Consider the following 24,492-nt stretch of genomic DNA (forward strand, 5'->3'; position numbering starts at 1 on the left):
ATGAAATCTTCTGCCGCGATAAAAGTCCCGTTAATTTCTTCAGGCTTAATCAAGTCTGTTATAGGGATCGCACTGGTATTTGGAATTTTGCCATCGAGTTTTGCGGCAAATCGATTAATGGATGTTAAATACCATGCTCTGGTTGATCATCAATTGGAGCTAGAATTGGTCTTTGAAGATGCGGTCGCTCCGCCTGCAATAGATTCAAATGCTTCGCCCGCCGAGCTAGTGCTGACCTTCGATAATAGTATCTCGGGTTTATCTAAGGATCGTTTACCTATTAATCAGGTTGGGGTTGCAGATATCACCACTGAGCAGCAAGATACCCAACTAAAAGTCATCTTAGGTATGTCCAAAGTGAAACCTTACCAAGGTTCAGTAATGGGCAATTCATACCGGCTTACGATTAACGATGAAGTGTCAGGGACTCAAGCCCAAGCTGAAAACCCCTTCGTTAATAGCATTAAAAATATCGATTTCCGTCGTAATGATAATGGTGGCGGTGAGTTATTGGTCTATCTAAATAATCGCTCGGTTGCGGCTAATGTCGAGCAAGTGGGCGCTAAGCTTGAAGTGAAGTTGTATAACACAGATATTAATAACGATCTTCTGTATGTTATGGATGTGAAAGACTTCTCCACACCAGTAAAAAGCTTCGAGACATTTAAAGAAGATTTAACAGCGCGTATTGTCGTTGATATTGCGGGTGAATATGATTTCACTTACAAGCAAGAAGATAATCTCTTTAGACTTTCAATGAATAAAGTCGAGAGAGTCGCCGCCAAGAAAGATGTTAAAAAATACAATGGCCGTACCTTGTCGCTTAACTTTCAAAATATCCCTGTACGGACTGTGCTGCAAATCATTGCCGACTATAACAATTTTAACTTAGTCACCAGTGATACTGTGGAAGGCAATATCACTTTAAGATTGGATGATGTGCCTTGGGATCAAGCTTTAGAACTAATTCTTCAAACCAAAGGATTAGATAAGCGTATCGAAGGTAATATCTTAATGGTGGCGCCGAGCGAAGAGCTGGCAATTCGTGAAAGCCAAAACCTCAAAAACAAACAAGAGGTTAAAGAGTTAGCACCGCTCTATTCCGAGTATTTACAAATTAACTACGCGAAAGCGGTCGATATTGCAGAGTTATTAAAAAGCACGGATTCGAGCTTACTTTCACCACGAGGTTCAGTCGCGGTCGATGAACGTACTAACACAGTGTTAGTGAAAGATACGGCTGAAACGATTGAGAACATCCACCGCTTAGTTGAAGTGCTCGATATCCCTATCCGCCAAGTGTTGATCGAGTCACGTATGGTGACTGTAAAAGATGATGTCTCCGAAGACTTAGGTATTCGTTGGGGGATTACAGATCAACAGGGCAGTAAAGGTACTTCAGGAAGTTTAGAGGGAGCAAATAGTATCGCTAATGGCATTATTCCTGCTCTAGATAATCGTCTTAATGTCAATTTGCCTGCAGCAGCAGCTAATGCAACAAGTATTGCATTTAGCGTAGCTAAATTGGCTGATGGAACCATTCTAGATTTGGAATTAAGCGCGTTAGAGCAAGAAAACAAAGGTGAGATCATCGCCAGCCCTCGTATTACCACCTCTAACCAAAAGGCGGCTTATATTGAGCAAGGTGTCGAGATCCCTTATGTGCAGTCGACTTCGAGTGGTGCAACGTCAGTCACGTTTAAGAAGGCGGTGTTATCTCTACGGGTTACACCACAAATTACGCCTGATAACCGAGTCATTTTAGATCTAGAAATTACTCAAGATTCTCAGGGTAAAACCGTTGATACTCCAACGGGTCCTGCTGTGGCCATCGATACTCAACGTATTGGTACCCAAGTGCTCGTTAATAACGGCGAAACCATAGTACTTGGTGGTATTTATCAGCAAAATCTCATTAGCCGTGTCAGTAAAGTGCCAATCCTAGGTGATATTCCCTTAGTTGGTTTCTTGTTTAGGAACACAACAGACAAAAATGAGCGTCAAGAGCTACTTATTTTCGTCACCCCGAAAATTGTCGGTGAGAAGATCTAAGCACTTGCTATGTATCGACTAAAGCCAGCAGTAATTGCTGGCTTTATTATTACTGGTATACAATTCTTTGCATAAATAGCGTACATGGCTTGCCATAGTAGACCTTAAGCTGAGATAATCCTCGGTCAAGTCTCATAAGAGCAAGGTAACATATAGGTCGGCTTGATTTTGAGTCGATATAGGCATACTTTTCAATAAGATTCAGACGTACAAGAAATGGCTGAAAAACGTAATATTTTTCTGGTAGGCCCTATGGGCGCAGGTAAAAGCACAATTGGTCGCCATCTGGCGCAAATGCTGCATTTAGAATTCCACGATTCAGATCAAGAGATTGAGCAACGCACAGGCGCTGATATTGCTTGGGTGTTTGACGTCGAAGGTGAAGAAGGCTTCCGTCGTCGTGAAGCTCAGGTTATTGCTGATTTGTCTGAGAAACAAGGTATTGTCCTTGCCACCGGTGGTGGTTCAGTACAAAGCAAAGATATCCGTAATCATCTGTCTGCTCGTGGCATTGTGGTTTATCTGGAAACCACTATCGACAAACAGGTCGCTCGTACTCAAAGAGACAAGCGACGCCCATTATTGCAAGTGGATGATCCTCGAGAAGTGTTGGAGAATCTTGCAGAGATCCGTAATCCATTGTACGAAGAAATTGCCGATGTGATTGTCAAAACCGATGATCAAAGCGCAAAGATTGTCGCCAATCAGATCATTGAGCAATTAGGTTTTTAGGCAGAATTTATGAAGCAAATTCAGGTTGATTTAGGTGTACGTAGTTATCCCATTTACATTGGCCAGAATTTGATGAGTGATGGCGAGACCTTGTCTCGCTACCTGCTTAAAAAACGTATTCTTATCGTCACCAATGATACTGTCGCGCCTTTGTATCTTAAACAGATACAAGAGACGATGGCTTCGTTTGGTGAGGTAGAGAGTGTTATCCTCCCCGATGGCGAACAATTCAAAGATTTAGCACATCTAGATGTTATTTTTACTGCATTGCTGCAGCAAAACTATGGTCGAGATTCTGTGCTGGTGGCTTTGGGTGGCGGCGTAATTGGTGATATGACGGGCTTTGCCGCGGCATGTTATCAACGTGGGATCGATTTTATTCAAATTCCGACAACCTTATTGTCGCAGGTGGATTCTTCCGTCGGCGGTAAAACGGCTGTTAACCATCCTCTTGGTAAAAACATGATTGGGGCCTTTTATCAGCCACAAATCGTGCTTATCGATACTTTATGTTTACATACGCTTCCAGCGCGCGAGTTTGCGGCGGGAATGGCGGAAGTCATCAAGTATGGCATCATGTGGGATGCTGATTTTTTTCAATGGCTTGAAGATAATGTAACGGCACTAAAAACCTTAGATGCCCAAGCATTGGTTTATGCTATCTCCCGTTGCTGTGAGATTAAGGCCGATGTGGTTAGCCAAGACGAAACTGAGCAGGGTGTACGTGCTTTATTGAATCTAGGTCATACCTTTGGTCATGCGATTGAAGCCGAAATGGGCTACGGTAATTGGTTGCATGGTGAAGCAGTGTCAGCTGGCACAGTCCTTGCTGCTCAAACAGCTAAAGCACTGGGGCTTATCGATGAGTCAATAGTTTGTCGTATCATACAGTTACTACAAGCTTTTGATCTTCCAGTGAGTGCGCCGGAATCTATGGATTTCGACAGTTTCATTCAACATATGCGACGCGATAAAAAAGTTTTAGGCGGTCAGATTCGACTGGTGCTCCCAACGGCAATAGGCCGCGCGGATGTGTTTAGTCAAGTCACAGAATCTACCCTTGAACAGGTTATTCGCTGCGCATAAACACTGTGTGGTGGGCGAGTGACGTTTCAAGGTTCTGTCTTGCTTCCTTCTCAGGAAGCCCTCATACAAAGAATGCATCATGTTGCCAGTTATAGCGATCAGCTGCTGGTGCTTTCTGGTGTCAGCGGCTCAGGCAAAACCACCTTAGTGACCGGATTAGCGACCGATTTTGACGAATCCAATGTGGCATTTGTGATTTGTCCTATGCATGCTGATAACGCTGAGATACGGCGCAAAATTCTAGTCCAGTTAATTTCATCCCCGATTTTTGACGACGATATTCCCCTTGCCGATACCTTGTTGCGGCTTGCGAGTACCCAAACTAAACCCCTACATATTATTATCGATGATGCGCATTTATTGCCTAAGGCATTATGGGCAGAGTGTATTATTCTCAATCAAATTCAGTGTGCGGGTAAGAATATTGCCGTCACGCTCACGGTTCCACCGGCATTTTTAGCCGACCTATTACCCCAATTGCCTGAGCAGTTACGGCGGCAGATATTGCCTATCAATATTGAGCCGTTAACCATGCCCGAGCGTGAGGCCTTATATCAAACGTTACTGAGATACAGCGAGCAAAATCCTTTTACGCCAAGGGAAATTGTGCGCAGTCAGCTTGAGAAGCAAACCGGTACGCCGCAGGAAGTGGTCAATCTGTTAGATAAAGCCTTGCATAGCACGCCAGAGAAAACATCTTCTTGGATGAAGTATAAAGCCGTGATGGTGACGGCTGTGAGTATGTTACTCGCCTTAGGTATTTGGCTTGGTGTTACTCAACCATTTTCTGAAGAGCAAGCTCCTGAGGTCGTAACTTATCCATCGATAGATTCACCCGCCTTCTTGTCCTACGGGCAAAAAGTCTTAACGCCGTATTTTACGCTGCGCGCTGAGCAACTGAAGCTCGCCGCGGAGACTGCGAAAGTTATTGAAATCGAGACGGCAGAAGCCAAAGCTGAACAAGCCGTCGATCCCTTAAGTGAATTCCACGGTGAAGCGCAACATCCCATGCCTGACGATGCTGCCTTAGTGAGTGTGGGTGAGGTGAGTAGCAAGTCTTTTGGTGAGGATAAGCCGCCTGAGGATACTGAACCACAAGCTAAAGCGGCTCAGACTCAACCCGCAACCATTGATGCTGCAAAGGCCGATAAGCCGGTAGCTAAAGCGGGCTTGGATACGCAAAAGCCGCTCAAAGGTTACACAATACAGATTGCCAGTGTTGCTCAGTTGGATACCCTGCGTGCAACATTAAAGAGTATTGAGCATCTTGAGGGCGTTCGCGTTGCACAACATAAGCAGCGTTGGGTTGTCCTCGTTGGCAACTACAGCAGTAGCAAATCAGCTTCGAATGCGGCGGCACAATTGGTTAAAGAGTATCGTTTCGAGCAACCTTGGGTAAGAAAGTGGGCGGATTTAAAAGATTATCAACTAGAAGAAAGTCTGCCAAATCGTGAAATTTCAGAATAAACAGAGTACAATCATGGCCTTTATTTTTGTCGGCATTCATCAAGTTAAATGATAAAAAAACACAGAGCCTTCCTTAAGTGGGCTGGCGGTAAATTTAAATTGGTGGATGATTTGGCCAGTTATTTACCCACAGGAGACCGTTTGGTCGAGCCATTCGTGGGTGCAGGATCCGTTTTCTTAAATACGGATTATCCTAGCTACCTGCTCTGTGACATTAATCAGGACTTGATTGAGTTATACCAGATTGTGAAGCATCAACCAGAAGCTTACATTGCCGCGGCTAAGGCAATGTTTGTTGATGAGATGAATCAAAAAGACGCTTACTATCAGGTGCGGACCGACTTTAATAAATGTCGCGACCCTTTCCAACGTTCCGTGTATTTCCTCTATCTAAACCGCCATGGTTTTAATGGCTTATGCCGTTATAACCGTAAAGGCGGCTTCAATGTGCCCTTTGGTTCCTATAAAAAGCCGTATTTCCCCGAAAAGGAAATCTGGGCCTTTTCTGAAAAAGCGCAACGTGCCGAGTTTAAATGCATAGGTTACGAAAAAGCCTTTGAGCAGACACGTAGCGGCGATGTGGTTTACTGCGATCCACCTTATGCGCCATTATCTACCACATCCAGTTTCACTACGTATGTCGGTGCGGGCTTTAGTCTAGACGACCAAGCGCTGCTGGCTCGTCATTCGCGCCATACAGCACTAGAACGTGGTATTCCTGTGTTGATCAGTAATCACGATATTCCATTGACTCGCGAGTTATACCGCGGCGCTCACTTAGCGAAAATCCAAGTGCAACGTAACATTAGCCAAAATGGTAGTGGTCGTAACAAAGTGGATGAGTTGATGGCGTTATATGATGAAAATTACGATCCAAAGGATGACTAGGTTCGACATAGCCTACGTTCAGCTAAGCACTTGTCCTACGAGAAACATCAGGCTTGCCACTAAGACGACTGCCAATACGATTCCCATTACGATATAAGGTAATGGTGAGCTAGTTTGGAAATCTTTTTTTCGATTCTCGTCAGTTTGTACCCCGAAAAAGGCGGCGACTGTGCTGTGGAATACCTGCCAGATACGGCTAAGCATTAATAGGCAAGATGAGATGTAGTGGGCTTGAGGTCATCCATAGGTTTATCTTGATGGCCGTGTAATAGCTCAAGCAAATCGACAAAGTGGAACTGACTTGAACGGTTTTTTCCTGTGAGCCACGTTTTCCAGCTTAGGGTTTGTGCTTGATCGGCGCAGCGATTATTAGGATGACTACTAGGCAGAGCATTATTGTAACGGATGTCACTGCTACAAGCGCATGAAGCTGTTTCGGTATTTTCCGTAAGTTTTTCAACGCCAAAAGCTAACGTGGCCACGACAACAGCAGTGAATGCCAACATCATAGATGACTTAAATGTCACTGACTTAACATAGTGTGAAAACAAACTAAACCGCCCCTTCATAACGCTTCCTTTGAAATGAACCAGCATTGCGCCTCGAGTATAACAAACTCGCCTAGTTTATGAACAAAAATTTATCAATTGCCGCCAAAATGCTCGAAAATATTAGCTTATTTTACCGAATCCAAGCCCCAATTGACTGCGATAGTTACAGAATGTGCTGCTTTGCTGACACGGGCATCGCGTATCAATTGCCAGAAATGTGGCTTTAGCTATAGAGGCTTAGCTTGGCTCAGGGTAAAATAAGGCACTTTTTATCCAAATAGCAGCGAGTGTTTTATGCGTCCATTCTTGATTGCTCCATCGATTTTATCTGCCGATTTTGCCCGTTTGGGTGATGATGTAAAAGCCGTGTTAGATGCGGGGACCGACGTAGTGCATTTTGATGTGATGGATAATCACTATGTTCCTAACTTAACAATTGGCCCCATGGTGTGCCAAGCGCTGCGTAACTACGGTATTACCGCCGATATTGATGTGCATTTGATGGTTAAGCCAGTTGACCGTATCGTGCCTGATTTTGCTAAAGCGGGCGCATCTATTATTACTTTCCATCCAGAAGCCTCAGAGCACGTCGATCGCACACTTCAGTTGATCAAAGAATGTGGCTGTAAAGCGGGTCTCGTGTTTAATCCTGCCACACCACTGCATTATCTCGACCATGTGATGGATAAGCTGGATGTGATTCTGTTGATGTCAGTGAACCCTGGTTTTGGCGGTCAATCTTTTATCCCATCGACCTTAGATAAACTGCGTCAAGTGCGTGCGCGTATCGATGCCAGTGGGTTCGATATTCGCTTAGAAGTGGATGGCGGCGTTAAGGTCGACAATATTGCTGAAATCGCCGCCGCCGGTGCCGACATGTTTGTTGCGGGCTCTGCCATTTTCGGCAAGCCAGATTACAAAGCTGTTGTTGATGAGATGCGTGCCGAACTTGCTAAAGTTGGGGCATAGGCATGTGGGATAAGATTAAAGCGATAGCGTTTGATCTTGATGGCACGCTGATCGACAGTGTGCCGGACCTAGCCGTTGCCACGCAGCAAGCCTTAGCCGAGTTAGGTTTGAAGAGCTGCTCTGAGGCCCAAGTGCGTACTTGGGTCGGTAACGGTGCCGAAATGTTAATGCGCCGCGCCATGACCCATGCCTTGGGAGCGGATGTTGAGCAAACCCCACTGGATGCGGCCATGCCGATTTTTATGCATCATTATCAAGAAAATCTTGAAAAACACAGTGCGCTGTATAGTGACGTGCATCAAGTACTGCAAACCTTGTTCGATGCAGGTTTTAAGCTCGCCGTTGTCACCAATAAACCCTATCGTTTTACCTTGCCATTACTCAATGCCTTTGGGATTAATGACTTTTTCAGCTTAGTGTTAGGTGGCGATACCCTAGCTAAGATGAAGCCCGATCCTTTGCCGCTGCAGCACTTATTACATGAGTGGCAATTGGATAAAGAGGCGTTATTGATGGTCGGCGACTCTAAAAACGACATTTTAGCGGCGAAAGCGGCTGGGATAGCGTCAATCGGCTTGACCTACGGCTACAACTACGGTGAAGATATTGGGCTCAGTGGCCCAGATGCCGTATGTGAGCAATTTAGTGAGATTTTGAACTGGGTAAAACCTACTAAGTAATGCGTGTTTACCCGTTTTTTAGTCGATTTTTTTATAGTCTTTTTATATATAGATAGTGGAGCAATGACGTAATGACCAAACCCATAGTACTCAGCGGTGCACAGCCGTCCGGCGAATTAACCATAGGTAACTACATGGGTGCATTGCGTCAATGGGTTGCGATGCAAGATAGCCACGACTGCCTCTATTGTGTGGTCGACTTGCATGCCATTACCGTGCGTCAAGATCCTAAAGCGTTGCGCGAAGCCTGTTTAGACACCTTAGCCCTGTATTTGGCCTGTGGCGTCGATCCTAAAAAGAGCACAGTGTTTATCCAGTCACAGGTGCCACAACACACGCAATTGGGTTGGGCATTAAATTGCTACACCCAAATGGGCGAGTTGAGTCGTATGACGCAGTTTAAAGATAAGTCACAAAAGCATGCTAATAACATCAACGTGGGTCTGTTTGGTTACCCTGTGCTGATGGCGGCGGATATTCTGATTTATCAAGCGAACGAAATCCCAGTTGGTCAAGATCAGAAGCAACACCTTGAGTTAACGCGTGATATCGCGACTCGCTTCAACAATGCCTACGGTGATACTTTCACCATTCCTGAGCCGTTTATTCCTGAACATGGCGCGAAAGTGATGTCGTTGCAGGAGCCGCTGAAGAAGATGTCTAAGTCAGACGAGAACCGTAACAACGTCATCGGCCTGCTAGAAGATCCAAAAGCCGTGCTGAAGAAGCTGAAAAAAGCTATGACAGACAGTGATGAGCCGCCAGTCGTGCGTTTCGATATGGACAATAAGCCAGGCGTTTCTAACCTGCTGAGTCTCATGTCGGGTGTGACGGGACAAAGCATTGCAAGCCTAGAAGCCGAGTTTGAAGGCAAGATGTATGGCCATTTGAAAGGTGCAGCAGGCGAAGCGGTTGTGAGCATGTTAGCGCCGCTGCAAGAGCGTTACCGCGCGATTCGTGCCGACCGTGCTTACTTAGACCAAGTGATGAAAGCTGGCGCTGAAAGTGCGCAGGCGCGCGCCGAAGTGACATTGAAAAAAGTGTACGAGAAGATTGGTTTGTTAGTGTAATCAATCGATATCGATAAATTAAGCCGACGTCAGCGTCGGCTTTTTTGTGTCTGGACGTTCACCTTAGGCCTGTGATTTTAGCCAAGATGAGAAGGCGGCAATCGCAGGCTCAGATAAACGGCGCTGTTTACAAAAGAAAGTAAATTCAAATCCGGTATGCACATCGGGAAGATTCAAAGCGACTAAACGCCCCGTGGTGATATCGCCAGCCACCATAAAGTCCGGCGCTAGGGCTAAGCCTTGGCCTGCAATCGCCGCCTCAATTGCCATCACAATATGACTAAACACATGCTGTTGTTCGTTATCGAGTGGGATCTGGTGTGCCGATGACCATTTGTGCCAGTCGAGTCCGAGTGGGCCTTCATCGACAACCAGCAGGGCTTGTTGCTGGAAATTGCTCAGGCTAATGTCGCGCCATTTAAGGTAGAAATTTGGGCTGCACACTGGGATTAACCGCTCTTTATGGAGTAACTGTTGCCAATAGCCGCGTTGATTCAGTTTACCGGCGATGAAGATATCCGCCGTGCTAGTGCTGAGATCAGGATCTTGGGTGATCATCTCGAGGCGGATTTTCACGCTCGGATATTGGCGGCGAAAATCGGTGAGTCTGGGGATCAACCATTTCACCGAGAAGGAGCTATAAACGGCTAAGCACAGCTGCTGATTGGGCGTGTCGCGAACCTTCAAATTAAGATCACTTAACTCGTTGAATATCCGCTCTAACTCTAGAAATAGTCCGTGTCCTTTTGGGGTTAACTGCAGTTTACGCCCCTGACGGTCGAACAGTTGCTCGCCAAAATACTCTTCTAATACCCGCACTTGGTGAGAAACCGCACTTTGGGTGATGCACAGTTCATCGGCCGCCTTAGAAAAATGCTGTTGTCTGGCGGCGGCTTCGAACACTTGCAGAGCGCGTAATGGTGGGAGCTTTCTCATTATTTTCAATATCTAAAGGCTTTAGTATGAATCTAATTCATCTAGCATGAGAAAGCATCATTTCAGCTTAAGTTTTGCGAGGATTATCATGCCGCCATTGAGATTTATGGATGTTAAAAAATGCAACGCCCAGTTGTTATCGGTTTGATTTTATTGATAGTAGGTAATCTATTCAGTGCCTTCTATGATGTGTCGATCAAGTGGTTGCCGGACGATGCAAATGCCTCGACTTTCCTCCTTGTCAGGCAAATCTCCTCAGTCTTTATGCTGTTACCAGTGTGGCTGTATTCACAGCGGCCAATGACAACACATATTTCAGTTCACCTTTGGCGTGCCAACATAGGCTCAGTTGGCGCGCTTTTTTTAATTATTGGCTTGATGGCATTGCCACTCGCGACAGTGAGTTCATTGTTTTATTCGGCACCTTTGATGATCATCTTGATGGGGTATTTTTTCCTGAGAGAGCGGATCACTGCTGCCCAGACCATCTGCACAGGCTTAGGTTTTGTCGGTATTTTGATTATCCTGCGACCGAGTGAAATGAACTGGTATGGCATTGCTGTGCTATTTTCTGCTTTTACCTTTGCAGTGAATCAGTTAGCGCTGAAAAAAGTGCCCCATGCTGAACATCCCGTATTAACGCTGATGTTGTATAACTTGCTGGGTATTCCGGCGACGTTAGTGATTGCGGCGTTTCAGGGCATTGAAGGTTTGAGTTGGGAGCTGGTGGGCGTGGCATTGCTGAGCAACGTATTCTTACTTGTATATCACTGGTTTTGTGTGCTGGCCTACCGTAAAACACAGGCGAGCGATATCGCGATTGCGGAATATAGTGGCTTGTTATTTATTGTCTTTTTAGGCTGGTTATTATTCGATGAATGGTTGGATAATTTAAGCTGGCTTGGCGCCGCTTTGATTGTGTTGCCTTCGTTGTTTTTACCTTGGCTAGGGTCGTTGTTATCAAAATCGACGCCTAAGATAGCGGATACGCTAGCGGGGAAATAATGGTGAGCGTTTAAGCCTAAGTGTACGAGTTGACTCGCGACTTAGGCTTAACTTCCACTACGCTCAAATTACAACCTGCTCAAATTGTAAAATCACTCTGTATATTCAAATACTCTTACCACTTTACGCACGCCTGCAGTATTGCGGGCGATATCAACGGCTAAGTCTGCTTGCGAGCGATGGATCACGCCGAGCAAAAAGACTTCACCATTTTCAGTGATGACTTTAATCCGAGTCATATCCAAATCTTTCTCGTTTAGCATGCGGCCCTTCACTTTGGTGGTGATCCAAGTGTCGTTGCTACGTGTGGTGAAAGAAGTTGGGTTGCCAATGCGGATCTGATTGTGGATCTTGCCGCCTAGCTTAAGATCTTGTACGACCTTGATGGCTTTATCCCTTAACATGGAGTTAGGGGCTTGGCCTATCATAAGCACATTGCCATTGACGGACACACCAGTGATATTAGTTTGTTTTTTAAGATCTTCTTGCTCTAGTAGCGCACTAGTGATCCTAAAATCCGTATTAGTATCATCAATTTGTGTCTTAACAGTGCGCTCATCGTTGGCCATCATAGCGCCACTCACTGCGCCCACCATAACGGCACCGGCGCAGCCTTGTAGCAGCAAGCAAACCATTAACAGCGGGGCAGCGTGTCTCATTGCTGCTCGTCCTGCGGGAAGAGTGTGCGGTCAATGTTGTCACATAGGCAGTGGATCACCAGTAAGTGCACTTCTTGAATACGTGCGGTGACGTTTGAAGGCACGCGGATTTCCACATCGCCCACGCTCAGCAGGCCTGCCATAGCGCCGCCATCTTTACCTGTTAGTGCAACGATCGTCATGTCACGGCTTAATGCGGCTTCCATGGCTTTAATCACGTTACCTGAGTTACCGCTGGTGGAGATCGCCAGCAGAATGTCGCCCGGTTGACCTAAGGCAAAAATCTGTTTTGAGAAAATCTCATCATAGCTATAGTCGTTGGCGATAGCTGTGATGGTTGAAGTGTCAGTAGACAGGGCAATGGCCGGTAAGGGTGGACGTTCAATCTCGTAGCGGTTTAGCAGTTCGGCTGAGAAATGTTGTGCATCGCCAGCACTGCCGCCGTTACCGCAAGCAAGGATTTTATTGCCACCCAAAAGACAGTGCACCATCATCTCGGCCGCTTTGGCGATTGATTCTGGCAGTGCTTCGGCTGCATCGATTTTTGTCTGGATAGATTCAGTAAAGCTGTCTTTAATGCGTTCTAACATGGATAAATCCTTTCAGGATAAAGTGTTGCTATCATGCCATATTTCCACAAGCGTGTTGAGGCACAGACGTTAAAAATAATTTGTGTCGCTACTCTCGCACTATTGGCGCTTAAAAGGCATCGACGAGCCAATGAATTTGATCGGCTTCCATGGCGATGACATCGAAACGACAGGGCACATCGAGTCTATTGAGTTGCAAATAATGGTTGGCCGCTTTACGAATCCGCGTGATTTGCGCCGTGCTTAAAGCCTGTAATGCGCCGCCATATTGGGTTGCCGAGCGATACTTCACTTCAACAAATACCCAATGGCTTTTATGGCGCATGACCAAATCAATTTCCCCAAACGGATAGCGGACATTACGTTCGACAAAAGTTAACCCTTGCTGTTCAAGGTAACGTTGTGCGTGCGCTTCTGCCTGCTGTCCGAGTGTCATAGCTGGCGGAAGCTGCCTCTTTGGTAACGTCCCCAGCTTAATTGGCGGTTTACTATGCCATCTGGACTAACCGATAAAGCGCCGCTGCGGCCATTGAATTGGTAACCCGTAAATGAGCGCATTTGTGCTAAACGGCCGATCAAGTCCATTGCATCATAACCCATAACAAACAAACGTTTCTGACTGTTATTCCAGCCCGAAAATAACGTGTTGACCATTAGGTTTTCTTCGCCGTTTTGCATCAGCCAAGGAGCATCACTGAGGGTGAGGTTATTTAAATCCTGCGCCGTTTGTGTGCTTTCGTTCTCAACTCGGCTGCGGCTTGAGGTATACAAGGGCACAGGTTGAGTGAACACGCTGAAGTTAACATCGATAAAGGCCTTGAGCAGAGTCAGATCCTGCGGCGTTGAAATCATATAAATGGCATCAATATCTTGGCGTGAACGGAAGTCAGCCTGCACTGAGTTACCCAGCAGCTCCTTGATGCGTGCGATACGGGCTTGGCTATCACGTACGCCAAGGGCATCTTGCACTGTGGTTTTCATTTGGTCGCCACCATCGTAGTAATAGACTTCGACGACGTTATCGCTCTTCTTTTTCCACGCTTGAATAAAGCTTTCGGCCATACGTTTGCCAAGGGCATCATTGCTGGCGAGCAGCAATGGCATAGTGACGCCATCTTGATATAAATGCTCGACGGCATCGGCTGCTTCTTGGGCTGGTGATAGCGCAAAGTAGAATTTGTTTGGATCGGGGGTGAATTTATCAACTTGATTCAAAAACAGTTGTGGTACAGGCGCAGCTGTAACTGTATTAGCTTTTTTTTCTGGGTTAGCCGTATTGGTCAGCGCATTAGTGGTGGCAGTATTTGCTGCATTCATCACTTGTATTTGTTCGATTTCAGTCGGTAGTAATGGGCCAATAATAAACTCGGCTCCTGCTGTCAGTGCCTGTTGATAGGCGCTCGCCGCATCGTTGGCCGTATCGTAAAAATTCACTGCGACTTGATCGTTTTGCTTTGCCATATAGCTGGCTAATATACCTTGGCGAATCGCATTGGCGGCGTTCGCTCTTGGACCCGTCAGCGGCAACAGCACGGCAATATTTTTCGGCGTAAATGGTTTAGCGTTTAAGGCTCTATCCAAATCGGCGGGCAGTTTGGCTGCAGCTGGGTGATAAGGATTTTGTTTCTGCCATTCACCTAAGTAGCGCACTAACTGAGTGGGATCGACGGCATAATGCTTAGCGATATAAGCCAGTTGTAACCAGCCCGCAAACACTGGACTTTTAGCATCTTGGGTAAACGTCTTTATGGTTTGTTCGTGCATCGGCTGCAGCACTTGCCAAATGGTGTTATTCACTTCGTTGGCTTGGGCGGGTGGCAAGTAAGTTGTCAGCAAACTCAACTCGCGCACTTGTTCAATTGGCTGTTTATTCAATTGATATAAATGCGCTTTGAATTGGTGATAGGCCGTCATTTGCCAGCTTGGCAGGCTCCAACTACTTGGATAATTTAAGGTTTTAAGGGCATCACTGTAGGTGGACGTATGTTCAAGTACACGCGCGGTCAAGTATTTATGTTCGGCCAGTAATGTAGGGCTCTGAGTTAAGCTCGGCTGTATCGATTTGAGTAGCTTCTGCGCCGCCGCATAGTCATTGGCATTAATATAGGCATGGGCTGCTAGCAGCAGATAAGTATCGCGCTGCTGCGGGTCTTTGCTATTGGCCGCTTGCGCCAAATAGACATTTGCCGCCAAAGGTGCGGATGCTAATGAGGTAGCCACTGTGGCGGTTGTTCCAGTGGAATTGGGCGATGAAACACCACAACCCGCCAAGATTACCGATAAAATGGCCACGGAAACGAACTTAGTTGTATTCAGGCTTTTTAACACTGGGCTTCACTCTGGTAAGATGCGGCCTCTAGTTTAACCTTCTCTCGCGCTTGACGAAAGTCTTGGCACTGTCATTACAGAGGTATATATGGACCAAAGCGTCGCACTCTACATAGTTCCTACTCCCATAGGTAATTTGGGCGATATGAGCTCACGGGCAATAGAAGTGCTGAATCAGGTTTCATTGATCGCCTGTGAAGATACTCGCCACAGCGGTAAGTTATTGAGCCACTTTGGCATTACCACTAAAACCACGGCCTTGCATGACCACAATGAGCGTGCGCGTGCCCAGTGGATTGTCGATCAGCTTGCCGCTGGACAGTCGATAGCATTAATTTCCGATGCGGGTACGCCGTTGATTTCCGATCCTGGTTACCACTTAGTCTCCCATGTGCGCCAATCTGGGTTTAATGTGATCCCTCTGCCCGGCCCTTGCGCGGCGATTACCGCCCTGAGCGCCTCAGGTTTGCCATCGGACCGTTTTTCTTTCGAAGGTTTTCTGCCATCAAAAGAAAAGGCCCGTGCCGATAAGTTATTGGCACTGAAAGAAGATCCGCGCACGCTGATTTTTTATGAATCACCGCACCGCATCGAGCATAGCTTAACGACTATGGTCGAAGTGCTGGGCGGCGATCGCCATGTGGTGATGGCGCGCGAAGTGACCAAAACCTTCGAAACCTTTTTATCTGGTCCTGTCTCAGAAGTGCTTGCCACAGTTAGTACTGACCCGAATCAGCAGAAGGGTGAAATCGTGCTTATGGTGCATGGTTACCATTTGAGTGATGACGAAGCGATTCCCACGGTCGCCATCAACACGCTCAAGCTCTTATGTGAAGAATTGCCATTGAAGAAAGCCGCTGCAATTGCCGCGCAAATTCATGGACTTAAAAAGAATGCTCTGTATAAATATGGCCTAGAGTCTGATTTATAAGCGCTAAAACGGCCGCGAGCGGATTATCTGTGGTGCATCAGGGTGGCTTAGGCTATAATCCGCGCCGAGTTGGCCAGACAGTCGCCGCGTTCGCAAGAACGGGGAGGAAAGTCCGGGCTCCAAAGAGCGGGGTGCCAGGTAACGCCTGGGCGGTGCGAACCGACGACAAGTGCAACAGAGAGTAGACCGCCTGCCTGATTTTATCAGGTCGGTAAGGGTGAAAGGGTGCGGTAAGAGCGCACCGTGCGGCTAGCAATAGTTCGTAGCAAGGTAAACTCCACCCGGAGCAAGACCAAATAGGGTTCCGTATGGCGTGGCTCGCGTTGGAACCGGGTAGGTCGCTTGAGCCTGTGAGCGATTGCAGGCCTAGATGAATGACTGTCCAAGACAGGACCCGGCTTATCGGCCAACTCACCTCATTCAATAAAAAGCCCGTTTGTCGTAATGACAAACGGGCTTTTTGTTTTTAACTGTTGCAGCTTTAAGCGACCGTTACTTGTTAAATAATTAAAAATCAAAGTGTTGAATTCCCCGTCCGTATCCAATCTATATCCTATTTAGTTGTCTGTTCTGTCGCTCTCTTTATCAGCCTTCGCTGCAGGTAAAAATTACCCTATGTAGGTAACATCTACCGTTAACTGAGGGCACGGATATAAAGTATTTTAGTCTAAATATTTGTTTTTATTTGTTTATATCAATTGGCTTAGCCATTGCATTGGTTTATATGCAAAGTGCAGCATTTTGTTGCATTGCACTCAGTTCATCAAGGAGTCTGCTAATGGCCAGTTCAAAAAGTGTAACAGAACAAACTAACAGTAAAGATAGCGGCGCGTTAAATTCGCCAACCACAGCGAAAGCCAGCGAAGTGACGCATCATGCCGTTGACGCTGTGGCAGAGAAAGCCGCTGTTGCAGAGGATACTTTGCGTAAAACCGCCGCTAGCTCGCAGGAAACGCTGGCGCACAAGCAAGAGGAAATCAAACAGCAACTGCAAAGCTCTTACAGTAAAACCCGTGAGCTGGCAGCGCAAAATCCGCTGGCCACCGCCGGGATAGCGTTTGCAGCTGGTGTAGTGTTGACTGCCTTGTTACGCCGTCGTTAGGGTGGGTTTATGCAAAACCGTGCACAGTCAGAGGCGCCAGAGCAAAGACCAGTCCAGCATGCTGAACTCACTGGGCAGCATGCATCCGCTGCCCAGAATAAAGTGGTTGATCAGGCCATTGAGCAATTGGCTGAAATAGCGGCACTGAGCAGCTCGGTGAAGCAAGCCTATATCTATCAGTTAAATTTGGCAGGAAAAATAGCAACGGCAGAATGGCAGTTAACGGGTCGCAGCTTGATTATTGCTGCGGCTTTGGTTGTCTGTTTTGGGACGGGTATTACCCTATTCTGGGGCAGTGTTTTATTACTGCTGGGCTATATGTTGTTTCAACTGGGCGGCTCGTTGTTGATTACCGCGAGCGTGTTAGTGGTATTGCAGTTTGTGTTATTGATCTGGTGTTGGCGTAGTCTGAGCTATGTGCTGTCGCAAGCCGGTTTTTCAAAGACTTGGCAGCAGTTACGGTTGTTGTTTTCTACTCAAAAGTCAGCCAACAAACAACAGGAAGATCAACAATGCTAGTGCAACAGTTACTGAAAAAACAGCAATTAGAGCTCACTGTACTGACCGAGCAAGGTCGGCTGCAGCATGAGTTATTGCAGGTGAGGAAACAACAACTAGCGCAAAGCGGTCGTGCTTTTATTGGGTCGACACCTGGCTTAATCGTCAGTTTTAGCCTTGGCTGCCTGTTTCAAATGCGCCACAACAGCACAGTAAAACTGCTGCGTAGCACCTTTGGTTTGCGTTGGATGACCAAACTCTAACTGCCCAGCCTTCCTATGGCGGTTAGCGTTTGGTTTTGTCGGATTTACAGTTCCGAAATCAGCGACTAAAAACTGCTTTTTACTAGGAATCGCCATTCCCAGCTGTTGACTGACTCGCCGCCTGTATAAGGGAGTGAAAAATCGATATGGGCGACGTTGCCATAGCTGGAGCGAGAGGAATAAATTCGCGCGCCTATGCCTATGCTGCCCAGTGGACCGCTGACTTCGTTATTCTCGGCGAGTTGACCGCCGGAAGCTTGACCCAGATCGGCAAAGACTGCCCAACCCAATTCAGCCAGTTGGTATAAGTTGATATTGGGGTAGTTGCGTATCTCGGCGGTCAGTAACCACTGATTGTCCCCTTGTTGGTATTCGTTAGGATAGCCGCGTACGCCAGTTTCATCTCCCAGCCCTTTGCTCAGATCCAGATAAGTGTTCTTTGAAAGGCTAGCCCATGCTTTGCCGTAGGCTGTCCACTTAGGATTGATTTGATAGAAGTATTCGGCTTGGATATCGACCTTGTAAGTGTCTTTTTGGGTTGTGCCGATTGTGCTAGTGCCGCCCATTTCTAACAGCCACAGTTGGTCGTCGAACTTATAGCCGCCAGTGCTTTGCCAATTGACGTGGTAGCCGACAGGATTGTTATCTCCTATGTCGTTGGTTTCTATGCCGAGTTGCACATAGTGATGCCAGCCTAAGTTAAAGTCTTCGTTGTTAGATATCAGGTGAACGTTATTCAGTACGTGGAAATCATCTTGGATAAACTCGTATGCGACCCAAGGGTACATAAAGTCCCTGTCTTGAGGCAGCATCGAATTGGGGTAGAGATCTGAATTGGCAAACTCATGTTTGTCTTGGGTAACACCGGTAATAAAGCGAGAAAGATGCTCACTGTTTTTATTGATTAACCAACCATATTTTAGATTGAGGTAGTCGACTGTGTGTTCGAATTCATTTATATCTTGCCCATTTTGTCGAATCGTATCGATACGGTTATCGTCTAAAAACTCAGCCGAATACATGGTATTGGTATCGAGTGAATAGAAGGGCTTACTGACATAAACGTGTTTCGCTTGGCCGTCGCTATTGTCGTAAAACTCGGCAGCAACTGTGCCGTGTTCGATAATGCTCAGCGGAGCTTCGAACGCAAATTTATAGCCATTGCGGGACTCGTTGGACTGGTACTTGAGTCGAGTGCGAATACCTGTTCCGAGTAAGTTATCTTCTTTAACGCCGAAGGAATAGCGAGTGTCGCCACCTGAACTACTCAGGCTCGCAGTTGGCAGTAATGACCAGTTATCCCAGGTTTCGACGACAACGGATTCAACCGTGGGATCGGTATCGGCGAGGGGATCTTTTTCGGCAACATAAATTTTGGCGTCGCGGATATAGGGCACGGCCCGTAATAGCCGTTGCGATTCATCGAGATCTTTCTGGGTGACAGTATCATTTTCGCCGAAGGTCAGTTTATCGAGCACCACGTATTCTTTAGTGTTGATATGCAGGGCGTTCGCCCAGCGGTGGATGAAAAAAGCATCGGGATCGGATTCATCAAAAATAGGATTGTTAACTACGACAATCTTGCTGACTTTTTTGGTTTCTTGAGCCTGTGTTGCGGGATCGGCGAGCTTAGCGTCTTCTGCTTGGGCAGCACTGATAAGGCTGCCAACACAACAAGGTAGGATGCATGCATACTGAATGAATTTCTGCATAAAAGACCACTCCCATGAAATTGACGACTGCAGCGAAAACAACTTCACTCTGCAATTCACAATTAAATAACACATGGAAAGTGGAGGTTAGTCAAGAAAACATTTTAATAAGTTTCTGATTTTACTTAAGGTTAGCTTAAGATTGTCTTGAGGTAGCGGCTGGGTGCGGGCTCTAGCCGAATTCACAATTGTTACAATGTTCGCCTTGGTGGCACGGCGACGTTGGCAAAAATCAATCCCGCGATCAGCGACATAAAAATCAAAAAGATTTGCGAGCCAATATGGGATTGATTGAGCATGGTCTCACCTGAGATTAAGGCATTGAGTCCGATATAGGTTTTACTGCCGGGCACTAAGATCACTATGCCTTGCAACAGGGCGATGGAGGCGGGAGCTTTCATCCAGCGGGCGAAGAGGTTGGAATAAATCCCGACAGCCAAGGCGCCAAAGAAAATGCCCACCGAATCACCAAAATAATGCCCGCCGAGCATGGCCGAGAAAAACGCCACTATCCCTGCTAATACGCCCCAAGGTGAATCCTGCATCCGTGCCTTGAAGATAAACACTAACGCCATAGATAAAATCGGCACCGCCGACCAAATTGCCCAGCGCGGTAACCCCTCTGGCTCGATATGAATCGCTTCGCCAAACACGGCTTTACCAATAGCCATGCCGAGCACTGCGCCAAAGTACAGCTTAAACAGCAGCATGCTCGCATCCATGATACGCGCCGTGCCGGAAATCAAATCCCGCGCAGCGAGTTCGGCCAGACCTAAGGTTAAGGCTAAGCCGGGAATAAAAATAATGATCGAGGAGAGGATCACCACTGGGATATTAATGTTGGGATCGATGCGCGCTATGCCGCAGGCGGCGATAGCACAAAGAATGGTGGCGAAGGGTTCGAGCACTTCGGCCATGCGTGCTGAGCGTTCGGCGCGGTATACCAAACCATAAACGAATAAGCCTAATAACCCCGACCAAAATACATCGTTCCAACCTGTGCCCATCAACATGGCAAAGGCTGCGGCTGAAGTCCCAAATGAAAAGCAGGTTAACACTGGGCCATAGGGATTGGGTTTGTTGGCGATTTCTTCTAAGCGCTCTAAGGCTTCTGCCAAGGTGCGTTTACCTGAGGTTAATTCGTCAACTAATTCATCTGTGCGGGCGAGTGAACCTAAATCGAGTTCGCCGGGCTTCACCCGAGCGGCATGGTTATATTCTTGATCTGTATCGTGTTGTAAAACGAAGGTCATCGAAGTTGGCGAGATAAGGAAGTAGCCTTCGATACCTAAGGTACGCGCAACGGTTTGTAAGTGGGTTTCTAGGCGATAAGCGGGTGTGCCAAACTTATGCAATGCCTTGCCTAGCTTGATGATAAATCTGCGTTTTTCGATAAACTCGTCGTTATCCAATCGGGGTCTTCACTGTATAAAAAGTTGTAGGGATTAACGCGCGCATATTAACCTATCTTGTCTATAAAAGGTTAACGGCTTTTAACCTTAATACAAATAAATTGCTGAATTTTTGCAGCTCGGGCTATAGTCAGCTTTTTGATAAGGGAAAATAGATATGTCTTTGATGGTAACGGGTCTTTACGCTAGCCTCACTGGGCTATTAATTGTCGCTTTAGCCTATCGCGTGGTGAAGGTCAGAAAAAGTCACAAGATTGGCCTAGGGGATGGCGGTAACAATGCGCTTGCCTTAGCGAATCGCGTCCATGTAAACCTGATCGAAAATGCGCCTATCGTATTGATTCTCATGCTGGTGGCCGAAGCCGGTGGCTTACCCGTATTTTATCTCCACTGCTTTGGAACTGTGTGGATAGTGGCGCGCCTGCTTCATGCTATCGGTTTAACCCAAGGCCAAGGCGGTTACCATTTTGGACGTTTCTGGGGCGTATTGCTCACTTGGCTAGTGATCATCAGTCTGGCATTGGTGAATTTGCTACATTTTGCCCAAGGATTAGGAAAGGGTCTCTAGACGCTTGGGATTGGGCGGTTGATTCCGCCCTAAGCCATATCCATAGCGGATTTAGGGGTATTAGGCTTCAGGCTCAAATACCCCGAAAACGCCTTGATTGATGTTTTTTTAATCGCACTTATCCCTCGTTGCCTGCTATACTCCGCGTCCCTAAATTGGTGTAACTTATTTTCAGTGACGCCTTTATTTGACATTACGTTTTCGGGTCATAATCGATGCAAGTTGAATCCACACTCTTTAGTCATCCCAAGTATTGGGCTACAGGCGATAGCACTGCGCCTTTCTTACCTATGTCCCGCAAGGAGATGGATAAGCTTGGCTGGGATAGCTGTGACATTATCATAGTCACAGGTGACGCTTATGTGGATCACCCAAGCTTTGGCATGGCAGTGATCGGCCGTATGTTAGAGGCCCAAGGTTACCGAGTCGGCATTATTTCCCAACCTGATTGGTCGAGCAAAGACGCCTTTATGCAATTGGGTCGTCCAAACCTGTTTTTTGGCGTCACCGCCGGCAACATGGATTCAATGATCAACCGTTACACCGCTGACCGTCGTTTACGTTCTGACGATGCTTATACCGCGGGCGATATTGGCGGTAAGCGCCCAGATCGCGCTGTGACTGTGTACACCCAGCGCTGTAAAGAAGCCTTTAAAGATGTGCCCGTGATCATTGGCGGTATCGAAGCCAGTTTACGCCGCATCGCCCATTACGATTATTGGTCGGACAAAGTGCGTCGCAGTGTGATTTTCGATGCCAAGGCCGACATTCTGATGTACGGCAACGCCGAGCGTCCTTTAGTTGAAGTGGCACGCCGCTTAGCTGCGGGCGAACCGATTAGCTCGCTGCACGATGTGCGCGGCACTGCGGTTATCCGTAAAGAGCCGCTGCCCGAATGGCGCGGTATGGACTCGCGCAAGATTGACCAACTGCATAAGATAGAGCCGCTGCCGAATCCTTACGGCGCCGATGATGTGGGTTGTGCTAACTTGTCTGGCCCGTCGGATGTGAAGATATTCGATAACGAAGCCCCTAAGCCAATTAGCGTTCAGCCGCCTAAACCTAAGCCATGGGATAAAACCTATGTGCTGCTGCCAGCGTTTGAAAAAGTCTCTGAAGACAAATATTTATATGCCCATGCTTCACGGATTTTGCACCAAGAGCAAAATCCAGGTTGTGCCCGTGCGTTATTCCAACCCCATGGCGATCGCGCCGTTTGGGTGAATCCGCCCGCATGGCCGCTTAATACCGATGAGATGGATGCCGTATTCGATTTACCTTACCAGCGCATTCCTCATCCTATCTATGGCAAGGAAAAAATCCCTGCCTATGACATGATTAAGACGTCTATCAACATCATGCGTGGCTGCTTTGGTGGTTGTTCTTTCTGTTCGATTACCGAACATGAAGGCCGAATCATTCAGAGTCGTTCACAAGAATCGATTGTTAAAGAAATCAAAGATATTCAGGAAAAAGTGCCAGGCTTTACTGGGGTAATTTCCGATTTAGGCGGCCCAACCGCCAACATGTATCGTTTAGGTTGTACTAGCGAAAAGGCCGAAAAAACCTGTCGCCGTCTTTCTTGTGTGTTCCCATCGATTTGCGGCCACTTAGGCACAGATCATAAACACACTATCGACCTGTACCGCGCGGCGCGTGCTGTACCTGGCATCAAGAAAGTATTGATCGCCTCTGGCGTGCGTTACGACTTGGCAATTGAAGATCCGGCTTACGTTAAAGAGTTAGTGCAACACCATGTGGGCGGCTACTTAAAAATCGCCCCTGAGCATACCGAAGAAGGTCCGCTCAGCAAGATGATGAAACCCGGCATGGGCGCCTACGATAAGTTTAAAGAATTGTTCGATAAGTTTTCGAAGGAAGCGGGCAAAGAGCAGTTCCTGATCCCTTACTTTATTTCGGCGCATCCGGGCACGACCGACGAAGACATGGTGAACTTAGCGCTGTGGTTGAAGGAACGTAAGTTCAAGCTCGACCAAGTGCAGAACTTCTATCCGTCACCGATGGCGAATGCGACCACGATTTATCATACCGAGTTAAACTCGCTGAAAAACGTTAAGCACACCAGCGAAGTGGTATCTGTGCCGAAGAAAGGGCGCCAACGTCGCTTGCACAAAGCATTGCTGCGTTATCACGATCCTGCGGGTTGGCCATTAATCCGTGAAGGCTTAACCGCCATGGGGCGTGAAGACTTAATCGGTAATAGTCCGCATCAGTTAGTGCCGCCAGAAGGTCGAAATGAGCGCGGACCTAAGTGGATGAAAGATGCCAACCAAGGCCAAAAAGCCTTTACTCGCTTCTCGGGTAATCAGTTTGATGACCGCAAGGGCGATGGCAAATCTAAAGGTACGGCTAAAGGCGGCGCGCAAGCTCAAGTTGGTGCGGAATCAAAACCGGCCGCAAAAGGTGGAAAACCCGTAGCGAGTGGCGCTAAGCCAGCGGGTTCTAAGCCAGCAGGAGCTAAACCAACCGGCTCTAAACCCAGCGGAGCCCATTCGAGCCGCCCTGGAGCGAAAGCGCCTTTCGGCCAGTCTGGTTTTAAGGCGGGCAGCTCTCAAGCTAAAGGCGGCGCTAAAGTCGGAAACCCATCAAAAAGTGGTGGTAAACCTGCTGGTAAGTCCGCTCAGGGTCGCCAACAGGCTAAGTAATCACTTTTTTAGCCATCACAAATAATGTGCAAAGGCCGCTCCTGAAATAAGTTTGGAGCGGCCTAGCTAGCATGATCATCCCGCGATACTTTTCTTTTTATTCTCCTTTTTTACAATCCTTTTTGATTTCGCCACAATTTTGCCAGTATGTTTGCCTTAGCTCAGTCTGAAATAAGTTAATGTATATACGGGATAGCACTTGAGCTTTTTGTTATTAGCCCCTCATCATCTTTACCGATAAATGCTTACAATGAGCGGCGCCGCGATAAAAGAGTCCTAACTGGTATCGCAGGGCGAACTATTATAAAATCTCGTCTGATGCTTATG

24 protein-coding genes and 1 other RNA gene are annotated in these 24,492 nt (G+C 47.1%); 16 read left to right on the plus strand and 9 right to left on the minus strand.

Annotation, left to right across the window (positions count from 1 at the left end; all coding sequences use genetic code 11):
- The 5 genes from Q4Q52_RS11820 to Q4Q52_RS11840 all read left to right on the plus strand — a co-directional run bounded on the left by Q4Q52_RS11820 (position 1) and on the right by Q4Q52_RS11840 (position 6,225).
- Complete coding sequence (locus Q4Q52_RS11820) at positions 1 to 2,052, plus strand: type IV pilus secretin PilQ family protein (RefSeq protein WP_311990696.1); 2,052 nt, start codon at positions 1 to 3, stop codon at positions 2,050 to 2,052.
- A 216-nt stretch (positions 2,053 to 2,268) separates the two neighbouring features.
- Positions 2,269 to 2,784: a shikimate kinase AroK gene (aroK, locus tag Q4Q52_RS11825; protein ID WP_006083542.1), complete on the plus strand. Its 516-nt coding sequence runs from the start codon at positions 2,269 to 2,271 to the stop codon at positions 2,782 to 2,784.
- A 9-nt stretch (positions 2,785 to 2,793) separates the two neighbouring features.
- Complete coding sequence (gene aroB, locus Q4Q52_RS11830; RefSeq protein WP_311990697.1) at positions 2,794 to 3,870, plus strand: 3-dehydroquinate synthase; 1,077 nt, start codon at positions 2,794 to 2,796, stop codon at positions 3,868 to 3,870.
- An 18-nt stretch (positions 3,871 to 3,888) separates the two neighbouring features.
- Positions 3,889 to 5,337: an AAA family ATPase gene (locus Q4Q52_RS11835; RefSeq protein ID WP_311906217.1), complete on the plus strand. Its 1,449-nt coding sequence runs from the start codon at positions 3,889 to 3,891 to the stop codon at positions 5,335 to 5,337.
- A 48-nt stretch (positions 5,338 to 5,385) separates the two neighbouring features.
- Entirely contained in the window at positions 5,386 to 6,225 is an 840-nt protein-coding gene (locus tag Q4Q52_RS11840; RefSeq protein ID WP_012588791.1) for a Dam family site-specific DNA-(adenine-N6)-methyltransferase, read from the plus strand.
- Between the two features lie 18 nt (positions 6,226 to 6,243).
- Here the strand turns inward: Q4Q52_RS11840 and Q4Q52_RS11845 are convergent, their stop codons facing one another.
- Complete coding sequence (locus tag Q4Q52_RS11845) at positions 6,244 to 6,429, minus strand: DUF2970 domain-containing protein (protein WP_311906218.1); 186 nt, start codon at positions 6,427 to 6,429, stop codon at positions 6,244 to 6,246.
- Positions 6,429 to 6,794, minus strand: a complete 366-nt coding sequence (locus Q4Q52_RS11850) for a hypothetical protein (RefSeq protein ID WP_311906219.1) — start codon at positions 6,792 to 6,794, stop codon at positions 6,429 to 6,431. Before Q4Q52_RS11850 ends, Q4Q52_RS11845 begins: the two co-directional genes overlap by 1 nt.
- A 276-nt stretch (positions 6,795 to 7,070) precedes the next feature.
- Between Q4Q52_RS11850 and rpe the strand changes: the two genes are divergently transcribed.
- The 3 genes from rpe (at position 7,071) to trpS (ending at position 9,495) form a co-directional block, all read left to right on the plus strand.
- The gene (gene rpe / locus Q4Q52_RS11855) at positions 7,071 to 7,745 is read left to right on the plus strand and encodes a ribulose-phosphate 3-epimerase (protein WP_012090481.1); all 675 of its coding nucleotides are present in this window, start codon (positions 7,071 to 7,073) and stop codon (positions 7,743 to 7,745) included.
- A 2-nt stretch (positions 7,746 to 7,747) separates the two neighbouring features.
- Positions 7,748 to 8,425 carry a phosphoglycolate phosphatase gene (locus Q4Q52_RS11860; RefSeq protein ID WP_311906220.1) on the plus strand — a complete coding sequence of 226 codons (678 nt, stop codon included), beginning with the start codon at positions 7,748 to 7,750 and terminating at the stop codon, positions 8,423 to 8,425.
- Positions 8,426 to 8,496: 71 nt separating this feature from the next.
- Entirely contained in the window at positions 8,497 to 9,495 is a 999-nt protein-coding gene (trpS, locus tag Q4Q52_RS11865; protein ID WP_107946270.1) for a tryptophan--tRNA ligase, read from the plus strand.
- Between the two features lie 63 nt (positions 9,496 to 9,558).
- Here trpS and Q4Q52_RS11870 read toward each other — a convergent pair whose 3' ends face one another.
- Positions 9,559 to 10,431 (minus strand): LysR substrate-binding domain-containing protein, encoded by an 873-nt coding sequence (locus tag Q4Q52_RS11870; RefSeq protein ID WP_006083533.1) that lies wholly within the window; start codon positions 10,429 to 10,431, stop codon positions 9,559 to 9,561.
- Positions 10,432 to 10,551: 120 nt separating this feature from the next.
- Between Q4Q52_RS11870 and Q4Q52_RS11875 the strand changes: the two genes are divergently transcribed.
- Positions 10,552 to 11,436 (plus strand): DMT family transporter, encoded by an 885-nt coding sequence (locus Q4Q52_RS11875; protein ID WP_006083532.1) that lies wholly within the window; start codon positions 10,552 to 10,554, stop codon positions 11,434 to 11,436.
- A gap of 92 nt (positions 11,437 to 11,528) precedes the next feature.
- Here the strand turns inward: Q4Q52_RS11875 and dolP are convergent, their stop codons facing one another.
- The 4 genes from dolP to Q4Q52_RS11895 form a co-directional block, all read right to left on the minus strand.
- On the minus strand, positions 11,529 to 12,095 hold the full coding sequence (dolP, locus tag Q4Q52_RS11880) for a division/outer membrane stress-associated lipid-binding lipoprotein (protein ID WP_311906221.1): 567 nt from the start codon (positions 12,093 to 12,095) through the stop codon (positions 11,529 to 11,531).
- Entirely contained in the window at positions 12,092 to 12,685 is a 594-nt protein-coding gene (locus Q4Q52_RS11885) for a phosphoheptose isomerase (protein ID WP_006083530.1), read from the minus strand. Before Q4Q52_RS11885 ends, dolP begins: the two co-directional genes overlap by 4 nt.
- A 109-nt stretch (positions 12,686 to 12,794) precedes the next feature.
- Positions 12,795 to 13,121 (minus strand): YraN family protein, encoded by a 327-nt coding sequence (locus tag Q4Q52_RS11890; RefSeq protein WP_311906222.1) that lies wholly within the window; start codon positions 13,119 to 13,121, stop codon positions 12,795 to 12,797.
- Positions 13,118 to 15,013, minus strand: a complete 1,896-nt coding sequence (locus tag Q4Q52_RS11895; RefSeq protein WP_311906223.1) for a penicillin-binding protein activator — start codon at positions 15,011 to 15,013, stop codon at positions 13,118 to 13,120. Before Q4Q52_RS11895 ends, Q4Q52_RS11890 begins: the two co-directional genes overlap by 4 nt.
- A gap of 88 nt (positions 15,014 to 15,101) precedes the next feature.
- Between Q4Q52_RS11895 and rsmI the strand changes: the two genes are divergently transcribed.
- From rsmI to Q4Q52_RS11920, 5 genes are all read left to right on the plus strand, one after another.
- Positions 15,102 to 15,944 carry a 16S rRNA (cytidine(1402)-2'-O)-methyltransferase gene (rsmI, locus tag Q4Q52_RS11900; RefSeq protein WP_006084494.1) on the plus strand — a complete coding sequence of 281 codons (843 nt, stop codon included), beginning with the start codon at positions 15,102 to 15,104 and terminating at the stop codon, positions 15,942 to 15,944.
- A 65-nt stretch (positions 15,945 to 16,009) separates the two neighbouring features.
- Positions 16,010 to 16,362, plus strand: an RNA gene (rnpB, locus tag Q4Q52_RS11905) — RNase P RNA component class A.
- Positions 16,363 to 16,722: 360 nt separating this feature from the next.
- Positions 16,723 to 17,046: a DUF883 C-terminal domain-containing protein gene (locus tag Q4Q52_RS11910; RefSeq protein ID WP_311990698.1), complete on the plus strand. Its 324-nt coding sequence runs from the start codon at positions 16,723 to 16,725 to the stop codon at positions 17,044 to 17,046.
- Positions 17,047 to 17,055: 9 nt separating this feature from the next.
- Positions 17,056 to 17,565, plus strand: a complete 510-nt coding sequence (locus tag Q4Q52_RS11915; protein WP_311990699.1) for a hypothetical protein — start codon at positions 17,056 to 17,058, stop codon at positions 17,563 to 17,565.
- Positions 17,559 to 17,807, plus strand: a complete 249-nt coding sequence (locus Q4Q52_RS11920; protein WP_311990700.1) for a hypothetical protein — start codon at positions 17,559 to 17,561, stop codon at positions 17,805 to 17,807. The genes Q4Q52_RS11915 and Q4Q52_RS11920 overlap by 7 nt, the downstream gene beginning before the upstream one ends.
- Positions 17,808 to 17,872: 65 nt before the next feature.
- Here Q4Q52_RS11920 and Q4Q52_RS11925 read toward each other — a convergent pair whose 3' ends face one another.
- On the minus strand, positions 17,873 to 19,519 hold the full coding sequence (locus Q4Q52_RS11925) for a hypothetical protein (RefSeq protein ID WP_311990701.1): 1,647 nt from the start codon (positions 19,517 to 19,519) through the stop codon (positions 17,873 to 17,875).
- 191 nt (positions 19,520 to 19,710) lie between these two features.
- The gene (locus tag Q4Q52_RS11930; protein WP_126493056.1) at positions 19,711 to 20,931 is read right to left on the minus strand and encodes a threonine/serine exporter ThrE family protein; all 1,221 of its coding nucleotides are present in this window, start codon (positions 20,929 to 20,931) and stop codon (positions 19,711 to 19,713) included.
- A 157-nt stretch (positions 20,932 to 21,088) separates the two neighbouring features.
- Here Q4Q52_RS11930 and Q4Q52_RS11935 point away from each other — a divergent pair, with 157 nt between their 5' ends.
- Together Q4Q52_RS11935 and Q4Q52_RS11940 are read left to right on the plus strand one after the other, a co-directional pair.
- Positions 21,089 to 21,499, plus strand: a complete 411-nt coding sequence (locus Q4Q52_RS11935; RefSeq protein WP_006084485.1) for an MAPEG family protein — start codon at positions 21,089 to 21,091, stop codon at positions 21,497 to 21,499.
- Positions 21,500 to 21,714: 215 nt separating this feature from the next.
- Positions 21,715 to 24,165, plus strand: coding sequence for a YgiQ family radical SAM protein (locus Q4Q52_RS11940; protein ID WP_311990702.1), 2,451 nt, complete (start codon positions 21,715 to 21,717; stop codon positions 24,163 to 24,165).
- Positions 24,166 to 24,492 lie beyond the last annotated feature (327 nt).

Origin of the sequence: Shewanella sp. SP1S2-4 (assembly GCF_031932075.1) — a bacterium.
GTDB classification, from domain to species: Bacteria; Pseudomonadota; Gammaproteobacteria; order Enterobacterales; family Shewanellaceae; genus Shewanella; species Shewanella baltica.